Origin of the sequence: Dyadobacter sp., from assembly GCF_039919315.1 — a bacterium.
Taxonomy (GTDB): Bacteria; Bacteroidota; Bacteroidia; order Cytophagales; family Spirosomataceae; genus Dyadobacter.
In genome coordinates this window covers 54,258-73,957 of record NZ_JBDSFX010000090.1, presented here as the reverse complement: position 1 = coordinate 73,957, position 19,700 = coordinate 54,258, and the positions used below count along the sequence as shown (strand labels likewise).

The following is a 19,700-nucleotide window of genomic DNA, read 5'->3' as shown; positions in this document are numbered from 1 at the left end:
GGCGTGTTGCCATGTGCTGAGATTTTTGGGTGAACCGTGTACTATCAGGGGTAAAGGGCACTCAAACATTCACGATTCCCACCTTATAAAACCAACCATTCACAGGGAATAACCTGCTTCTCACCAGTATATTTTAGTTACAGAAAACAAAAGAATTTAAGTTCGATCCATGGACTGACTCGGTCTGCTCAATATGATCCACTTGATCATGATTCCTGAAAAACACGCATACACATACTACAAAATATCTCAATCAACTCTTTTCTAACTGTTTAAAACTGTACATCTCATGAAAAAAAGTTTACATGCTATTACTAATAAGCTGAGGCCTTTGGGGTTGTTGCTACTTATAGCTCTTACGGCGCAGCTGAATGCGCTGGCGAACGACGTGACTTATACTACGGAGCCACTAGCGGCAGGGAATGTGACCCAGGGAACGAATAACTTCCCCTTTTACATATTAAAATTAGATGCAACCACTGCTGTTACCGTCCAAACCATCAACGCCACCACAGCCGGTACCTACACAGCAGATGATGCAGCTGAATATAGAGTATATGCAAACACCACAAACTCCATGACGGGTGCGACTTTCATCGGCAACAATGGCATTGCTCCTGCCGGAAATGGGGAGACGATTTCTTTCACTTCACTAGGTTATAATGTGCCGGCAGGTGAAACCAGATACTTTTTTATGACGGTCAGTGTAAGTGCGACAGCCGCAGACGGACATACTTTCAAAATAAATGGTGCTGCAAACCCCATTGCCATTAGCTACGGGAGTGCTTCTCCGCTGGTCACCAACAGTCAGACCGATGCCGCTGGTGCCCAGACTGTCAAAGCACCACCTGTTACTTACAGCACGGAACCGCTGGCAGCATCAGATATTCTTCAGGGAACTATAAATGTTCCATTTTATGCTCTCAAACTCAGCAATGGTGCTTTTCCAGTTACGCTACAAACCATCAACGCCACTACAATCGGTACCTACACAGCAACTGATGTATTAGAATATCGGGTATATGCGAACACCACAAACTCCCTCAGCGGTGCAACTTTTATCGGCAACAATGGTATTGCCCCAAGCGGAAATGGGGAGACAATTTCTTTCACTTCGCTAGGTTACAATGTTCCAGCGAACGAAACCAGATACTTTTTTATGACGGTTTATGTAAGTGCGATAGCTACCAACAATCATACAATCAAAATTGATGGATCTGCAAATCCAATTGCCATCAGCTACGCGAGTACTTCTCCGTTGATCACTAATAGCCAGACCGATGCTGCCGGTGCCCAAACCTTCAAGGCCCCAACAGTTGCTTACAGCACCGAATTCCTGGCGCCATCAAATGTTCTTCCGGGAACTAGTAATGTTATTTTTTACGCTCTAAAACTAACCAATGGTGCTTTCCCGGTTACCCTACAAGCCATCAACGCCACAACAACCGGTACCTACACAGGCGCTGATGTAATAGACTATAGAGTATTTGCAAACACTTCAAATTCCATGACAGGCGCCACTGTCATCGGGAACAATGGCATTGCTCCTGCCGGAAATGGGGAGACAATTTCTTTCACTTCGCTAGGTTACAATGTTCCGGCAGGTGAAACCAGGTACTTTTTTATTACGCTCAATGTAAGTGCGACAGCGGTCGACGGACATACAATCAAAATAAACGGATCTGCGAATTCAATAGCTGCTAACTACGGAAATACCACGCCAATAGCCACAAACAGTCAAACCGACATAGCCGGGAAACAAACCATCGGCACGCCGTCCTTTACATACACTACGGAGAATTCTCCGGCAAAAATTATTGCCAGAGGAACGAGCGATCATCCTTTTTATACTTTAAAACTGGCATTGGGAGGTACTGGCGCCACGGTGACCAACCTTACCGCAACCACTTCGGGTACTTACAACACCACTGACATCACCAGTTTTTCTTTATATAAAAACAGCGTTCCCGGCATTGCAGGCGCCACTTTACTTGCCACGGATGCTACTTCAACCGGGAGTGGGGAAACATTGAATTTTGATACGGGTTATCTGGAACTTGATGCTAATACAACTACCTACCTGATCGTTCGTGCCAATATCAATGCGGCAGCAACGCCTGGAAATACATTTCAGATCAATGGCGGTTCAAATCCGATATTTATAGCTAACAGCGGCGTAACTGCCAGCATTACCAATAATCAAACGAACATCGCCGGCGTTCAGACAATCGGCATCCCACCTGCATTTTCTCCCGCGCTAACTGATCTTACAGCCACCACCGACGCAGGATTATGTACTGCGCTTAAAACCTACAGCATCGGTACAACCGGGTATCCGACGCCAACCATTACTTATGTTTTTTCGGGTGCTACAACCGGAAATGGGGCAGGATCCGGAACAGGGAGCGTATTTAACAAAGGTGTGACTACCGTTGAACTTACAGCATCAAACGGATGTGATCCCGTTGCAGTCCAAACGTTTACAATTACAGTGAGTGACACGCAGGCACCGAGCCTGACTGTTTCTCCCAATATCAGTACCACCACAACGCCGAGTTCAGAAGGATGGGGTTGTACGGGATTGGTAGCAATACCAAATGCTGTTTTTAGTGATAAATGTCCGGGTATTGGCCAATTGTCTTGGAGCATGACCGGAGATGGAACCGGAACTGGTGTTGGTCAGATTCCATCTTACAGGTATAGCCTGGGCGTTACAACCATTACCTATTCGATTGCTGATGCGGCAGGAAATATCAAAACTGCTTCTTTAACCGTAACGATCACCGACAATGAGAACCCTACGATCACTGCCCCGGCCAATGTAAACGCATTTACCAATACCAATTGTACAGCAACTGGCGTGGCGCTCGGGACGCCGGTCACTACCGACAATTGTTCAGTAACATCCGTAGTCAATGACGCTCCATCCATATTTCCACTTGGCACTACCACATTCACCTGGACGGTGACGGACGGATCGGGAAATACCAAAACGGCCACACAAACCGTGACGGTTACCGACAATGTAAAACCAACCATTACTGCACCGGCTGCTGTCAATACGTCGATCAATACAGCGTGCACTGCCACGGGTGTTGTTTTGGGAACAGCGACTGCTGCTGACAATTGCACAGCAAGTCCCACGATCACCAATAATGCTCCCACGACTTTTCCGCTTGGCGCTACCACAGTGACCTGGACAGCTACTGATGCAGCCGGAAATACAGAAACAGCGACCCAGATAGTCACCGTAACGGACAATGTGAACCCGACGATCACTGCGCCTACCGCCGTCACTCTGTCGGCCAACACGAGCTGTACGGCAACGGAAGTAGTACTAGGCAATGCGACTGCAGCCGACAACTGCACGGCAAGCCCTATCATTACCAATAATGCCCCATCCGTATTTCCAATTGGTGCTACCACAGTCACATGGACGGCCACTGATGCTTCCGGGAATATCGGAACTGCTACACAGGTGATAACGATTACCGATGACGATGCACCCGTTCAGCCTGTCCTGGCGGATATCACCGGATCATGTTCTGTTACGCCACCTACTCCCACCACCACGGATGGCTGCGCCGGAACGGTCAATGGCGTGACCACGACGATTTTTCCAATCACACAGCTTGGGACTACAGTTATAACCTGGACCTTCTCGGACGGGAGTGGTAACAGCGTCACTGCTGATCAGAATGTGATCGTTTCTCCAAGCACGGCCATTGCTCCGCTGACTACATCGGCCAGCCTTACTATTGTGGCGGGTGATAACTATTTCCAGGATGCGGACTGTAAGCTGGTAGCCAAAATAACGGTCGGAACAATCAGTGGCCTTACAACCAGCAGGGTTTGGGTAGAAGAAGCCAATGTCACTGGTCCTTATGTGCGAAGACATTATCAAATTACGCCGGGAGGAACCAATGCTGAGAATGGAACAGATGTGGTTACGCTGTATTTCACGCAGGCCGAGTTTGACGCTTACAGTAGTGCGGTGACCGCCAAGTTACCGGCGAATGCGACCGACGCCGCAGGTAAGGCCAATTTACGGATCGCCAAATTCCCCGGTAGCTCTACCGATCTGGGCGGTTTGGTTTACGCGAGTTCACCTGTTGAGATTAATCCTTCTGATGCAAACATTGTTTTTGTAAACGGACATTGGGAGGTTACTTTCCCTGTAACGGGATTTAGCGGATTTTTCGTCAACACAGTTTTTACACCATTACCTGTGACTTTGATATCCTTTAATGGAAAAAGGGCTGAATCAGGGGAAGCAATTTTGAATTGGGTTACTGCGGATGAAAAGTATTTTGACAGGTTTGAAGTTCAGAAAAGCCTGAATGCGAAATCATTTGAAACGATTGGTACAATCAATGGCCAGTCTTCGGGCAATACTGCACTCAGATCTTATGGTTTTACTGATGCCGGGCAATCTGCTCCATATTACCGGTTAAAAATGGTTGACGACGATGGTACTTATCAATATTCGAAGATCATTAACATTCAAAATGGAGAGCTCAGATCAGTCGTTGGCCAGTTTTACCCAAACCCAGCCGTATCAGCCGGAACCTTCATTGACATTGTGGCGGCTGAGGCAGGAAACTGGACGATCAAAAGCTACGATCTCTCTGGCAGGGAATTGAAATCCGAATCACAAATATTGAAAAAGGGACTTAATAAAGTGAAGGTCAATGCTGAAAAGCTGCTTATCGGAATTTCATTGATTCGATTTGAAAACAAGGATCAGATAGAAGTCAGGAAGCTGGTCCGGTAAAATCGCGCGGTATTATACCAGACAGAGATTAGCAGATATCCAAGTTAAATTTTAAAGCCAGCCAAACCGTTCCATAAGCCTGTCTTTCTGAGCACGGGATACCGGGATGGTTTGGCTGTTGGACATCACTAAATAACTGCCTTCGCCCTTCACAAATTTTTTGATATGGTTCAGATTGATCAGATATTGCCTGTGCACACGTTGAAAATCACGCTCTTCCAACAACTCCTGGATGTCACGCAGCGGCTTTGTCACCAGGTGGTACTGGTTGTCTGCAAGATGGAATTTAGTATAATTATCGTCCGATTCGCAGTACAGGATATCCTTCAAATCCACAAAGGCCACACCATTCTGATAGGGCAGAGCAATGCGGTCGGGGAAGGTTTTGCCAGGGTTGCTGAACTGCTGCCGGAGATGTTCCAATTGCTCGGGCACCAGTTTCCGCTGCTGTTCCACCCGGCCCACCGCCTGTACCAGCTCCTGCGTATCGATCGGTTTCAGCAGGTAATCCACGGCGCTGTACCGGAAAGCTTTCAGTGCAAATTTATCGTAAGCAGTCACAAAAACAAGTGAGAACGAAAGGCCGGAAACCGCCTCAAGTACCTGAAAACCATTGAGCTGAGGCATTTCTATATCTAAAAAAACAAGGTCCGGTCGATGGTCCAGGATGGCCTGAATACCTTTTTGGCTGCCGGTGCAGGATGCGACCACCTCCACCTGAGGGCAATGTTGCGACAGCCGTAGCACCAGCAATCCCACTGCATTGGGTTCGTCGTCAATAATAATGGCTCGTAACATACTATTAATCAATTATTTATTTTCAATAAATCAGATCGGTATGTTCAGTACCACTTTGGTTCCGATCGCCATCCCTTTATGATCCACCAGGTCGCTCACGCGCACATGCGTTTTGATCTGGTACAACTGGTTGATCATCTCGATCCGGTCGGCGGTAATTTTCATGCCGTGCGATTTTTGCTTGATCGCCGATTTGCTCCCGTATTCAGCTGCTTTGTGTCGGCCTACACCGTCGTCAATGATCTCAACATTCAGTATATGAGGCCCGGGCTGGTCAATAATCACCAGCACAGTTCCTCCCATTTCCTTGTGCATCAGCCCGTGCCAGATCGCATTTTCAACAAATGGCTGCAAAAGCAGCGGCGGCATGCGGATGGATTCGGTATCCACCTCATCATCAATCTGGATCTGATAATGCAGCTTTTGGGGGAACCGCATCGCTTCCATTTCAATGTAAAGTCGCAGCGTTTCGAGCTCGTTATCCAGGGTAACCTGCTCCGATCTGGAATTTTCAAGAACGAGCCTGATCAGCCTTGAAAATTTGGTAAGATAATCAGTTGCTTTTTCGGAATCGTTCTGGGCGGTAAAAAACTGTATGGAATTGAGGCAATTAAAAATAAAGTGTGGGTTCATCTGCGAACGCAGCGACGCCATTTCTGTTTCTGAAAGTTTGAGTTGGTAAGCTGCTACCTCTTCATTGTATCTGGCTTCCTGCTGCTTCAATGTTGCTTCCTCCACTTCCAGCTTCGCCTTGATGGTTTGATAGGACAACTGATTTCTATAAAAAAACACGATCAGGGCAACCGTTAATACGGCAATCAGCGCCCTGAACCACCATGTTTCATAAAAGGCAGGCTTAACGGTAAAGGGTACCGCCAGCTCCGGTCCGCCGCCCGGAGCGATCAATTTAACGTGGAAAATATACTTTTGGGGGTCCAGATTAGTATAAAAAGCCTGGTGCGCCTGGTTGGCATCGATCCAGCCTTTTTCCAGTCCTTCCAGATAATATGCGTAATGATTGTCGTTCGCTTTGCGGTAATTCATGGCCGAAAAATCGAAGCTGATCGCATTTTCGTCCGGATCAAGTTCAACCGGTTTGGACCAGTCCGCATCTTTCTGATGGTTGTTGACTTTAACATTGGTCAATTGCAGGTTGCGGATCGTTCCTGACTGATCGAGCGCCGTCATATCCACTGTGTTCCATCCGCCGGTATTGCCTACCAAAAGTGCATTATCCTGCGTGAGGCAGAAACTCATCATTGTTTTATTGGATAACAAACCGTCGTTGACCGTGAATCGGCGGAAGGTATTGGTTTGCTCATCGAAAACGTGCAGCCCGTCAAAAGTGCCGACCCAAACCCGGTTTCTTGCGTCTACCGCCACGCTTCTGCATTCAATATCGTACAACCCATCCTTTTCAGACCATGTTTTCAATATTTTCCCATCCCTGGTAAATTTGATCAGTCCCGGCCAGCCTACCGCCCACATATTTCCGTCAGGGCCTTCTGCTATTTTCAATATTCCAAAATCGGTTTTGATATGACGAAATGTATGTGCGCTTTCATCGAAGTAGAAAATCCCCTGGTGCGTGGCCAACCAGATCCGCGACCGGCTGTCCTCAAACAGATGCATCACCCAGTTTCCCTTCGCGAACAGCGTAGAATCCATTTCCTTGGGCCAGAGTCTGATCTCCCGATTGGTTTTAGTATCCAGCACGTGAATGCTTTCGTAATGATTTCCCAGCCAGAATCTGCCTTTTTTATCCATCAAGCCCATTGAGTAAAAAGGGACTGAAAAGAAACTGTGATGCAACGTAAATGGAGTGGGCAAAAACTTTTCCTCAACTGGGTCAAACCGAAACACGCCCTCGAAACGGTTATCGGAGGCATCGGCCTTACCGTCCTGCCACGACTGCCACTGATTGCAGCCCGCCCAGATCATATTGTCCTTATCCTGCACCAGCCAGGTCGCTTCCGACTGCTTGCTGTACTGTGGATATGGGTGAAAAGTAGTTTTATTGGTTGCCCGACTCCATTTGTAAAGCCCCTCGTAAGCCACCGCAAACCAGAATGTCTGACCCGTAGCATCTGACTTATCTTGCAGTATCGCATTGACCGTCAGCTGCGGGGCATTGATTAAATTCGTTTTGATAAACTGGTTATGCGGATCATATTTGAGAAGGCCTTCCGATGTACACACCCAAAGAATTCCCGTTTTACGGCTAACGACAATGTCGTACACCTCATAGCGCTCGGGTGTGAGGTTCGTGAAGAAGTCAAATTGCTCGTCATCCGGCCTGAAAATCCCCAGCCCGGTCTCCGAGCCTACCCAGATAATCGACCGACCTTTTTCATCAACTCCCGCACAAACCGTTAAAAGGACGAAATTGGGCAATCTATATATTTTGAATAAGCCCGTCCTGGTATCATACCGCAGCAGTCCATTGCCGGCCAGCGGGGCCCATAGTTTGTCATTTTGATCAATAAATCCTTTGTGGAATTCGAACTGGGTTGCATTGTCTGGCGCAGGACAATCCAAACCCAGCTTACAAATTAGCTTATCAGCCTTCCGGTCAAATTTAAATAACCCTACTTCCAGGCCCAAAACCCAGACATTCCGCTGACTATCTTCCGCAAAACTGCCTTTATTGAAGACATAAGTTGTTTTCTTCATCGGATACACCGAAACCCTGCCGCTGCCGGGATCGTACCGGTTGATATTTTCACGATCGGAAAACCAGATGTTACCGTAGGAATCGGTAAAGGTGTGATGTGCCCCGCCCTCCGCAGCTCCTATCATTGTTTTTTCCTTTCTGGTCACAGCATCTACCCGCACCAGCTTCTCTTTGGCCGACGAATAATAGATACTGCCCGCCCTGTCCACTACCAACCCATGCACCCATTTATTACCCACTTTCAGGAATGTGTAACCATCGTAGCGGGTAAGACATTTTCGTGTGCCAAACCACATAAAGCCGGCCTTGTCCTCAACAGCATACTCCACCGTCCGGCTGGGAAGCCCGTCACGGTCGGTGATATGCTCAAATGAAATGTTGGGGAGTTGCGCGCGGCTGACCCCGCAAATACATAGGAGCAATAAAAGCAGTTGCTTGCGAAGAATTTTCAAGGGCAGGCTTTAAATCCATTCATAATAAAACCCGTTCTCTTCGCTGTATTTCTGACGCTGTAAGACGCGGTGAGGGCCACATCCGATACCCAGCTGTTGGCTCCCCCGGGATTGGCACCAATGGTGGCGGCCCTCCCATCGGATGTCATATCCATTTGCGGGCAGGGGATTATGCCATCCTTGTTACCAGGGCCCCATTCCCAGATGAGCCATCCCATTCCTGCGGCGTCGGCCCTTTTAATAAATTGTTCATAGTCGGCTATGCCCGCCGGTGAGCAGACACTGGCACCACTACCGTCCGAGGCACCGTATTTGGAAACTTCTCCCATGACGATTGGAATTGTGATAGTATCTACCTCAGCAAACTTGTCGGCAATATATGATGTGCCGCCGGTTGCAGATTTGGGCCAGTAAGGGTGAAAAGAAAAGATCACATTGTGGGCAGGGTCATCATTGGCGATTTCCCGGCCTTTCACGGCAAAACAATGCAGGCTTTTTCCTTGGTCCATGCCGTCGATCATGATCGGCACATCAATGTGTGCAGCCCTGATCTGGCGGATTTTTGCTTTGTAAACGGCCGCATACATATTCAAACTGTCCACATTGTACTCTGCTTCGTGCATGCCGGCTTCATTGGCAATGTTCAGGATCATGGCGCTCCGATGTTTCTGAACCAGCCTGACAACGTCCCGTCTTGTCCAGAACGCCGTGTATTCGTCCAGTTTGGAAAAACCGCCGTCGGAGTAGCCAGTATAATCCCAAAGTCCCACGATCGGGATCAGGTTGTTGGCTTTGGCATTGGTGATGATCTTATCCAGAAGCGCCACGCTCGATGGAGGTCCATTATTATCACCCCGCATCTGCCACACAATCCGCACACAATTGGCCCCAATGGACCTGATTTCCCGAAAAGTTTTCGACCCATCCGGATCCTGACTATCGAAGTACACCATTTTGTTGACACCTTTCAAAACAACAGGCGCTTCACAGGGATCGAACAGTTGTTTTCCGACCGTTTGAAATGGTCGGTTGACAGGGCAGTTTCTGCACAGAGGCGATGAAATAATTAGAGGGGGGATGTCCTGCCCGAAGACAGTTATGTTACCGAGTAGCGTAAGTAAAAATATCCAGGTTGTAATCCGTGTTTTCATGTGATAAGGGAAGATTAAGTTGGGCCCGTTGCTGACGGAACCTACGACTTAAATCTCTGTTTCCCAATACTGTTGCTGCGAGCAGCGGAAGTTTTCCTGTGAACGACCTGAATTGATGGGTAAATAACTAAAAGCCAGTTTTAGTGGCCAGTGTGATCAGTTCTTTTACCGTTTACTCACTCACATGACAAACACACCGATTCACCCCGGAATGTCTGCTGCTTACGCCGTCCCACTGGCTTAAAGTTGCAATTAGCCCACAACTTAGTGCAGGATTCAGAAAGGCTGTCACATTCAAATCAGCCTTTGAGAATTTCAATATTCATCCATTTTCCTCAAATTAAATATGCAAACTAAATTCAAAATTTCCTGCATTGCCATCATGCTGACGCTGATCGTCGCGTCCTGTTCCAAAGATGAGCCTACTCCCCCACCAGTCACCCCCGGAGCAAAAAGTAGCGCGAAAGAAATCACCGCTTTTTCATTTGCCGGGCTTGCTCCCGCTGTTACCGCCACCATTGATCCTGCTACCAAAACCATTTCGGCTACGGTACCCGCCGCCACGGATATTACCAAACTAGTACCGACGATTACTATATCCCCCAAAGCCACGATTTCTCCCGCAACCAATGTGGTGCAGGATTTTTCCAAAGAAGTGAGTTATACCGTCACCGCCGAGGATGCCAGCACGCAGAGTTATAAAGTGGTGGTAACAAAAGAAACAGTTACAGTGAGTGGTGACCAGGTCATATATGCTTCCACACTGGGGCTCAGCACTAACATCGTCCAGGCTATTGACAACTCGGGTAACAAGGTCTTCGATTTTGCCGAAAGCATACCTGGCTTTTCGGTAGGCTCTGTTACGCCCGAAAGTATCATTAGCGTCAATAATTACAATCGTGGCAATGGTTACAGCGGGATTATTGCCATGGATAGCAAAACCGGGGCCAAGAAATGGGACTATGGTACCGGCGAAAATAAGCAGGCAAGGCAGCCCGTCATGTCCAATGGCCTGGTCGCCTTTGGTTATGGCACCAATTACGGCTATAATACGCTGGTTGCAGTAGATGCCGCTACGGGGAGCAAAAAGTGGGAGTTCAGCAATGGTTTAAAAATTACAGGCAATGCGGCCAGCACTAACCGATTTTTTATTACGGCCAAAGACAATTCCGGGACAGACAACAGGCTTGTTGCGGTGGACAAAGACGGCAAGCTTGCCTGGGAGAAAAAAGGAATTTTTGAAGGTTCGACTGCTTTTTCCGACGGCAACTTATACCTGGCAAACTTATCCGGGGTTTCAGCTTTTGATGAAGCAAATGGCAACTTGAAATGGAATGTGCCAGGTGTTTTTAAAAATATTGTGGTTGGTAATGGGCTTGTATTCGCTGTGGACGACAAAAAAACGATCTTCGCTTTTGACGATAAAACCGGGTCTAAAAAATGGAGCCAGACTTTCACAGAAAATTATGCGATCTATTTTGGCGAAAATGCCCTTTATGCTACTACTGACGACAGTAAAGGAAAAGTGCTGACCCTGGCATCCGATACGGGCGCAAAAAAGTGGGAGTTCGCTTTCAATCATAACAATGGATCCAGCTCCGTTTACAGTGTGAGCGCGCCGATCGTGGCAGACGGAATTGTGTACGTGGGCTCGGGGCAATACGGCTTGCATGTGCTGGATGCTCAGACGGGTACCAAGAAAAAAGCCTATGAAAAACTATTTCAGCCGTGGGTGGTGATTGTGAAGAGTAAGGTTTATTGATCGGAGACAGAAATTGGAAGGCATCATGGTCGCCATACGTGGTTCATTATGATGCCCTAATTAATTCAGGACATCATTCGAATCTTTAAAAACCGGAAGAATGGGGGATTTAACTATTTTAGCTTTTCGAACTATTTTACGCTTAAATCAACGGTTTCCCCCATTTTTTAAAAATCAATTCAAATCGCCGATGTCCGCTTTGCGCATACTGATTATCGAAGACATAGTTCTTACAGCTCTGAATTTGAGAAATTCGCTCGAAAAAAATGGATATGTAGTCACGGGCATTGCCAGGAATCTGGCCGAAGCGCAGCAATCGGTTTCCCAAATCCTCCCGGACATTGCTCTGGTCGATATTGTACTGGAAGATTCTGATTCATCGGGCGTCGATATTGCGCAGTATTTATACGATTTGCGGCCCATTCCCATCATTTACCTCACGGGAAGTTCAGAAGAAGAACAGTTTCGCAAGGCGCAGGTGACACGGCCTGCGGCTTATTTGCTGAAACCTTACAAGATCGGCGACGTCATATTTAATATCGAGCTGGCGTATCATAATTTCAAAGCGTCTGAAAAAAATCTGGATGGACAACGGTATCTGATGCTCCCGACCAATGGCGGATTGGAACTTGTTGATCTGGAAGAAGTTGCCTACTTAAAAGCGGCAGGGGCTTATACAGAAGTGATCCTGGCGAATGGGACGGTATTGCTGATCAGTTCGGGCCTCGGTCGAACCGGTCAATATTTTCGTACACCGAATTTTTTCAAGCTTTCAAGGTCGTATGTGGTCAGCTTACAGCATATCAAACGCATTAAGGAAGGTGAGCTAGTGCTACGCGACGGGCTGACAAAAATCCCTCTGCCGGACATCATTCGGAAGGAGCTGTTAAACAAGTTTACAGTTTTAAAAACGAAGCAGCCCAAATAGTGAGCATGGACATTTGGGCCAACTGCTACCTTTTAAATGCTAATCGAAAGCTGGTTCCGCCTAAGCCTTCACTTTCGACGATAAACCGCCCCTTTCCGTTGAGCTGGATGATCTGTGACTGAATCAGTGGCATTCCGAAGGTTGATTCGTTTGTTTTAAGCAGTGATTTCAAAGGTACCGACATATTTACGCCGCTCATTCCCGGCCCGTTATCACTTACAGTCAGTTCAATGTCCTGCCCAATTTCCATACAGCTGATAGAAAATTCCGGATGATCCGAATGCGGAAAAGCATATTTGCAGGCATTGGTGGCGAGTTCATTGATGATTAGCCCAACAGGCGTGGCTTTGTCAGCGCCAAGAAAAATGGAGGACATCTTATACTCGGGATTCACATTCTTGACTCCTAATGTCTCAAAAACACTTTGTATAATCTCTGGAATGAAATCCGCGAGATCGACTTCTGCCAATCTTTCGCCGTCGTACAACCGGCGGTGCAAAATGGCCATTGATTCTATCCTCAAAAGACTTTCGTCAATCATCCTACGGGCCGTGCCATCGTCCAGTTGATCTGCCTGAAGACTCAGCAGGCTGGCAATGACCTGGAGATTGTTTTTAACCCGGTGATTTTGTTCTCTTACCAGGTCCTGATTTTTAGCACTGATCTGTCTATTCTTTTTGTACAAAAAATAAAAAATGAGCGTCGTTATCACAGCAAGTAACAGCAGCGCCCCGATCGCAATTGTCAGATTCCGTTGCACCTTCGCTTTACCTAGTTCTGCTTTTTGGGTAACAAGCTCAATTTCCTTTTTTTCTGCTTCTTCCTTGATGTAGAATGATTGGATAAGATTATCGCGATCACCTGTTCTCCTGAGCGCATACAAATTACTTAGATTCCTGGACGCCTGATAGGCCCGTTTCCACAATTTTGCAGCTTCAAATATTTCAGTTTGTACCTCAATGAAATGGGTACTCGTCCAATAATCGCCGCTTTCTTTAAGAGATATCAGTCTTTCTGCAAGTTCAATACAAGCAATAGCATTCGGGAGATCCTGGAATTTCAAGAATGCTGCGCTCTTATGACATAGCGTATGGACAACCGCGTTATCATCTCCTTTGGATGCGAATAACTTATAGGCCTTATCAAACTCGGTGATAGCGCGTTTGTCATTAAAATGTCTGTAATAATCTGCCCGCTGCAAATGAGCTTCCGCCATCATGCTGGTGTCCTTTGCCAGCGCTCCGTGGAAAGTAATGGCATCAATGCACCGAAAAATTGTGTCACTCCTTGCGGGAATCTTCGGCGTGAGTTTTAACTCTTCATCGTTCCAGATCCATATCCGCTTGTAGAAACTCGTGATATAGTTGTAAGCCAATGCAATTCCGCTGTTGTGTTTTAGTCGGCTGAATATGTCGAGAGCAGTGCAGGCATTCTGATAATCTTCTCGGGATTTTAGGCTAATGAGAACCCCTTCGTTCAAATACAGGTAAGACATCGCTAGTTCGTATGACTCATTACCTGTTTTTAACGCCCGGATCGCTTTTAAAAAGTATTCGTTTGCCCTGGAAAAATTCCCCACTTTTCGATAGGTGTCGCCATACAGAAAAAGTGCTTTCCCCAGCAAAAATGAGTCGTTTGCTGCCAGGGCTTTCGATTCCATATTTTGCGCCTTCCTGATACCCGCCGGGTCTAATTTGAGTTCAGGAAAAAGCGATTGCCCATTCAGCTCATTGATGAGGAAAATGAATGCAGCGACAAAGGAAACAGTGGTTCTCATCCAGTTCAAGAAAGCAGTCCGAATTTCAAATCTATGATTTTCGTCCGGAACATCTGCCATTATCCTGCTGCATGGGCAAATCTATCTTTTGCCTGCCTTTGCGACCAATCCGATCCGTGCGAACGTGAGTGAAGATCAAACAAGCCCACATAAGAAAAGCAGTTGCTTTCAAGAGAAATAATACCCATTTCATGCAGCAGCCATACTAAAATTAGTTTTACAAACGCATTTTTATGGCTACGATGCAATTGAAGATAAAAATCCTCCAGCCCCTGCTAAACTCCAAACCGAAACATGTTTTTTCTTGATCGAAAGCTTATCCAATTTCCATTATTCGTATCCCTACTATTCACCCTTTCCATTCTTGGATGTAAAAAACAAACTGAAACACCGGACCCAGTCATGCCGGTAGAGGAAGAAGTCGTTCCAGGTCAAACAGTCGGATTTGGTGCAGTTCCGTTAGACCCTGCCGCGTACCTGAAGCTGAAACTGATCCAGGAGCCACAGGTACCGAATGGGAGAACGCTTAAAGATTCCAAATTACCGCAGCAATATGATCTCTCGGATCACATGCCGCCTGTCCAGAGCCAGGGGAAACAGGGATCATGTACATCCTGGTCCGTAGCCTACGCCACCAGAAGCTACTATAATGGGTTAGCAAACGGGGTCAAACTTACCCTTGCCGACGGAAAAGTCAATAATGACGCGGTTTTTAGTCCTGCATTCGTATACAATCAAGTTAAAGTGAATGACTGTTTGGATGGTTCTTCTATTTCTGCATCATTGGATCTTCTGCGGACCGCGGGTGTGTGCACCTGGAATGATATGCCTTACAATCCAGCATCCTGCAGTGACCAACCATCCCAGCCTCAGGCGCAAAAGGCCTCGCAATACAAAATCAAAGATTGGGGACGCGTTGCCCTTAATGTGAACAGCATTCGCAAATTCGTATATTATGACACGCCGATCATCATTTGCGGGCGTCTGAACGATGCATTTAAGAAATATAAAAGTTCAACAGATACAGATGGCCAGTTTATCTGGAAAGACGGCTCCAACATTCAGGCGTCCTATCATGCCATGGTGATCATTGGCTATGATGATAGCCGCAAAGCATTCAAGGTTCAAAATTCGTGGGGAAAAAACTGGGGAAACAGCGGCTACATTTGGCTGGCTTATGATATCGTGCCCGACGTTGTTAGGGAGGCCTATATCATGGTTCCTGAACAATGGCCAGCCTCAACGCAAGCGCCAAAAGTGCTAACGGATGGTGTAGGTAACGTGGCTGATGGACAGATCGAGTTAAAAGGCCGGTTTACAACCTTGGGCAACCTGGCCATTATACGCTATGGCCTGTGTGTTTCCAACACGGCTGCCGATCCGCTGGATAAAATCGAGGTTGTCAACTCACCATTGAATACTGAGGATCAAACATTTAGCGTAAAAGCGCCGGCAGTAGGTCCAAAACTGAAATACCGGGCATTCGCTGAGACCTTACAAAGTATTTCTTATGGGGATATCCTGACCGTGGATGTTAATAATGGCTCAGCTGATGAGCTGAAAGAACCGCTCCTTTTCGCAGATGAAAGGTCAGTATTTAACCCGCTAACCGGCGAAGTAGTAGCTGAAATGCCCGAAGGTCTAGGCGGAAGGTTCGGAATTAGTGATCAAAATGGGATTGCCCTCACCAAGACCCACTATTATTTGATCGGAGAAACAAGCCTTGCCTCGCACAGCGTGATGGCCTATGGCATAGTGGATCACAAGCTCAAATGGACTTACGACACCGGAACATTAACCGAAGGCTATGTTGCTACTGCCGAGAAGTTTGTTTATGTCTGTACTAACAAATCGATCATTGGCATTAACAGGCAAACCGGAGCCAAAGCCTGGGAGTATAGTGCACCGTCACGCTTTTCCGGGCAACCAGTCGTGGCGGGAGGTGCAGTGTATTTTGGCGTGGTTAATAAAGGCATTACTGCGGTGAATGCCGAAACAGGAACATTGATCCGCGAATATCCCAAACAATGTGGCCGTAACACTGCAACGGTTGTCGATGGCGTCCTTTATTATATCACCGGCACGGGTGTAGTGGCCTATAACACCAGCACCGGCTCCGAACTCTGGGATTATAATGGAGCGGGATACTTTCTTAACATGACTGACCGGCGCAGCAAGGTGATCTTTGCAGACGGGAAACTGATCGTAACCGGGTTTTCATCCGCCTCCGGCCCGACCAAAGCCAAGTTACTCGCTTTGGATGCTGCGACCGGCAAATTGGCTTGGGAACAGGTGCCCGAATCAGTGTTATGGCAGGAGAATATCAGTTACGACTCAGGAACACTTTGTTACCTAACGGATACCAAGGACTATCAGGTGAAGCTCGTGACACTTGAATCTGAGACCGGAAATTTGCGTTGGGAGCGCAAAATGCCGGTAAATATTGGGGTAAAATCAATTGACTTTAATGTGTTGGTGGCCGGGACGAACATTCTCTTGCTTGGGTACGATGACAATTCTCCATTGAAGTCGCTGGATAGCCGCACCGGTGCAGTACGCTGGAAAAAGGCATATACAGAAGCGAATGCCCTCTTGAAACCATCACTTATTACAAAAGAGGGAAAAGTGTATCAGCTATGCACGATGGGCGGCAGCAATTAAAATAATCCAAATCCATGACTCCTTCCTCTATATTCAGGCAACTCATTGTCTTGCTTACGTTTCTTGTGATCCTTGCTATTCCGTTTTCCTGTAAGAAAGATGAGGTCAAAACTGAGCAGCTTGAACCGCCCAAAATCGAGAACACGGACAGCGTGCAGGTGATCGTTTCCGGGGATACGCCGGAATTCAGGACGCGAGTCTATATTTTTGATGAAGAGACAAGCAGCCAGATTGTTTCCGTGACGAGAAATAAGATTGTCATTAAAAAAGGGGCGATTTTAAGGGGTGGGAGAACCGGTGGCGTAGCGGCAACGGAAGTCAAGTCCGGAGAAATCATGGCGGCTGGCAAAACGAGTAAAACACCTGAGGGCTTCAACCGCAAGGTTACAGGTGTACGTGAATCGAAAGATGGAACGGAGATCGAGATTGATACGGAGGATGCCACACTGGAAGACATCTTTAAAAACGCATCTTTCACGATCAAAAAGTCGTTCGAACATGGCGCCAGCCTGGATTACACTATTGGCCGGTCAACAGGAGAGAACGGCACGGGTGCGGAATTGAAAACACAAGGCAGCGCTTCCGTCTCCTATGGCCTGGAAATCCCCATTGAGGTAAAGGAGTATACGCTCAAAAAAATTGAAGCCAAGGTTTTCGTAAATCCAAAGGTTAACTTATCCATTGTGGCAACCGGTAAAATTACCACCGGCGAAATGGAAGTGCCGGTGTTGACTAAAAAATCCGTGTGGGTTGCGCTCGTGCCCGTCGGGCCAATTCTCTTTCCTATATTATTTGTTCCCAAAGTACAAATGGCGGTTACCGGAGAGGCTGGCTTAGAAGGCAGTGTCACATTCAATGCACTTGATGTCAATATCAAAGGGGAACTTGGCGCAGGATACGAGATTGCAAAGGGAGCTTATGGCATTGCTACAATGGAAAACTCCGAAAATAATTCCGGAAGCATAACGGGTAAGATAAAGGGTTACATGCAGACAGGTTTCAAAACAACGTTATCAGTCTCATTTTACGACCTTAACTTTACTACAATCGGTGATGAAGCGCTTTTATTTGCAAGGCTGGAAGGCGAATGTAGTTTAGAGGGCAAAGGAAAGGCAGATATTTCAATTACCGGAGGGGCAGTGAATTCTGCATTTGTAACTTTCGACCTCTTCGGGATCAAAGCCAATAAGGCCTCTTCTGCCGATATCAAATTTGGACAGATAAAGCTGAAACTAGACAATGATCTTTGCGGAACAGATACCACCAAGAAAGATTCAACAAGCAAAGTCGAACCGCAGCCCGCTGCCAGAAGCACCGCCGACCCGCACCTAACCACCTATGATGGAGCCAGGTACAGCTTCATGGCGGTCGGTGAATTTGTTGGGACGAAGTCTTTGACCGATAAATTTGAAGTGCAGGTTCGCCAGGAAGAAAACAAGTCAAAAAATACCACGGCCACTGTATCGTTCAACACGGCTATTGCGATCAATACCGGATCAGACATTGTCAGTTTTCATGCCAACAAACAATTTTTTGTAAATCATTCGCCGACCTCGCTGCCTTCCCAAGGATCGCTGTCGCTTCCACATGGAGGCTTTATTGACTTTACTGAGGGGGTAGCGATTGTCAATACGCCTGCGGGAGACCGTATAAAAGTGCTGTTATTTGCCTCTGACCTCGACTACTACATTATTCCGGTAAACGCTCGCCGTGCAAAATTGGATGGTCTGTTCGGGAATTTTGATGGAAATGGTGCGAATGATGTTCATCATGCTGGTGGGAAAACCGTTAATCCGCAAGTTTTCTCGGAAATGTATCCCGCTTTTGCCAATAGCTGGCGTGTTAAGACCTCTCTTTTTACTTACGAAAATGGGAAAAACACCCATTCATTTACCAATTTGGATTATCCGAAAGTTCAGGTCGTTATCAATGCCGTGGACAGGGCAAACGCAAAGTCAATATGTGAGCGACAAGGGATAACAGACCCTGTATTACTGGAAAATTGCATTGTTGACGTTGCTTCAACCGGCGACAATTCCTACGCAACCCGTCACCTGACTGATCAGCAGCAATCCAAGGTGATCAGCGCATTTTCAATAGGAAATTTCAATGCGCCTTCCATACCGTTGGATTACGTGGGTAATGCAGCCATAACCAGTGGAAATGTCCATTTTACCAATAAACCTGGCTCTACTGGGGTTTCAATTTTAGGCTCATCCACGCCCGTCGATCTGATTCGGGGATTCGAGGTCAGTTTTGATTTCTCGGCTAAGCTCGGCCAGAACATTGGCTTCGACATTGCCCAGGCAAAGTTCTATTCGGCTGTCCGCAGAATCGGGTTGGAATGCGGACCTAATGCAACAAAAGGCAATGTGCCGAATGATCGGAACGACGGCATTGTCATTGTCGACAAACCTGGCCCGTCTGTGTTCGATGGCGCAGTCCATCATGTAAGAATTGTAGTCAGTCGCACAAACGGTAACAATGTCGTGCTAACCAATTTATTTCTCGATGAAAAATTACTTTACCAATCTTCGGGAGTGTTTGGTTCAGGTAAATCCGTTCTCGACACGTACGGTTCTACGGGAGATCTCAGATATCTGCAATTAAGCGCTTACGGTGACCCTGCCTGGGACTTCCAGGTGTATAACTGGACTTTTAGGGCTAAATAGCAGAAATCTGTCGGCGGAGGATGCGTTATCACCATTTTGCTGTTATTTTGC

At 47.0% G+C, this 19,700-nt stretch carries 9 protein-coding genes; 5 read left to right on the top strand and 4 right to left on the bottom strand.

Translation table 11 applies throughout. The annotated features are described in order from the left end of the window. The first annotated feature begins 289 nt into the window (after nucleotides 1-289). A complete protein-coding gene (locus ABIO93_RS25930; protein ID WP_348072910.1) occupies nucleotides 290-4,774 on the top strand; it encodes an HYR domain-containing protein in 4,485 nt (1,494 codons plus the stop codon). 51 nt (nucleotides 4,775-4,825) lie between these two features. Here the strand turns inward: ABIO93_RS25930 and ABIO93_RS25925 are convergent, their stop codons facing one another. From ABIO93_RS25925 to ABIO93_RS25915, 3 genes are read right to left on the bottom strand one after another with little or no spacing between them, the layout of a single operon-like run. Further along, nucleotides 4,826-5,572 (bottom strand): LytTR family DNA-binding domain-containing protein, encoded by a 747-nt coding sequence (locus ABIO93_RS25925; protein ID WP_348072909.1) that lies wholly within the window; start codon nucleotides 5,570-5,572, stop codon nucleotides 4,826-4,828. 30 nt (nucleotides 5,573-5,602) lie between these two features. Further along, the gene (locus ABIO93_RS25920) at nucleotides 5,603-8,698 is read right to left on the bottom strand and encodes a histidine kinase (protein ID WP_348072908.1); all 3,096 of its coding nucleotides are present in this window, start codon (nucleotides 8,696-8,698) and stop codon (nucleotides 5,603-5,605) included. Further along, the gene (locus tag ABIO93_RS25915) at nucleotides 8,695-9,849 is read right to left on the bottom strand and encodes a cellulase family glycosylhydrolase (protein WP_348072907.1); all 1,155 of its coding nucleotides are present in this window, start codon (nucleotides 9,847-9,849) and stop codon (nucleotides 8,695-8,697) included. The genes ABIO93_RS25920 and ABIO93_RS25915 overlap by 4 nt, the downstream gene beginning before the upstream one ends. Before the next feature lie 346 nt (nucleotides 9,850-10,195). Here ABIO93_RS25915 and ABIO93_RS25910 point away from each other — a divergent pair, with 346 nt between their 5' ends. Both ABIO93_RS25910 and ABIO93_RS25905 read left to right on the top strand, forming a co-directional pair. After that, entirely contained in the window at nucleotides 10,196-11,611 is a 1,416-nt protein-coding gene (locus ABIO93_RS25910; RefSeq protein WP_348072906.1) for a PQQ-binding-like beta-propeller repeat protein, read from the top strand. 190 nt (nucleotides 11,612-11,801) lie between these two features. Next, on the top strand, nucleotides 11,802-12,539 hold the full coding sequence (locus ABIO93_RS25905; RefSeq protein ID WP_348072905.1) for a response regulator: 738 nt from the start codon (nucleotides 11,802-11,804) through the stop codon (nucleotides 12,537-12,539). Nucleotides 12,540-12,564: 25 nt separating this feature from the next. Here ABIO93_RS25905 and ABIO93_RS25900 read toward each other — a convergent pair whose 3' ends face one another. Beyond that, nucleotides 12,565-14,316 (bottom strand): sensor histidine kinase, encoded by a 1,752-nt coding sequence (locus tag ABIO93_RS25900; RefSeq protein WP_348072904.1) that lies wholly within the window; start codon nucleotides 14,314-14,316, stop codon nucleotides 12,565-12,567. A 294-nt stretch (nucleotides 14,317-14,610) separates the two neighbouring features. Here ABIO93_RS25900 and ABIO93_RS25895 point away from each other — a divergent pair, with 294 nt between their 5' ends. After that, nucleotides 14,611-16,977 carry a PQQ-binding-like beta-propeller repeat protein gene (locus ABIO93_RS25895; protein WP_348072903.1) on the top strand — a complete coding sequence of 789 codons (2,367 nt, stop codon included), beginning with the start codon at nucleotides 14,611-14,613 and terminating at the stop codon, nucleotides 16,975-16,977. Between the two features lie 14 nt (nucleotides 16,978-16,991). After that, nucleotides 16,992-19,649 (top strand): VWD domain-containing protein, encoded by a 2,658-nt coding sequence (locus ABIO93_RS25890; protein ID WP_348072902.1) that lies wholly within the window; start codon nucleotides 16,992-16,994, stop codon nucleotides 19,647-19,649. Nucleotides 19,650-19,700 lie beyond the last annotated feature (51 nt).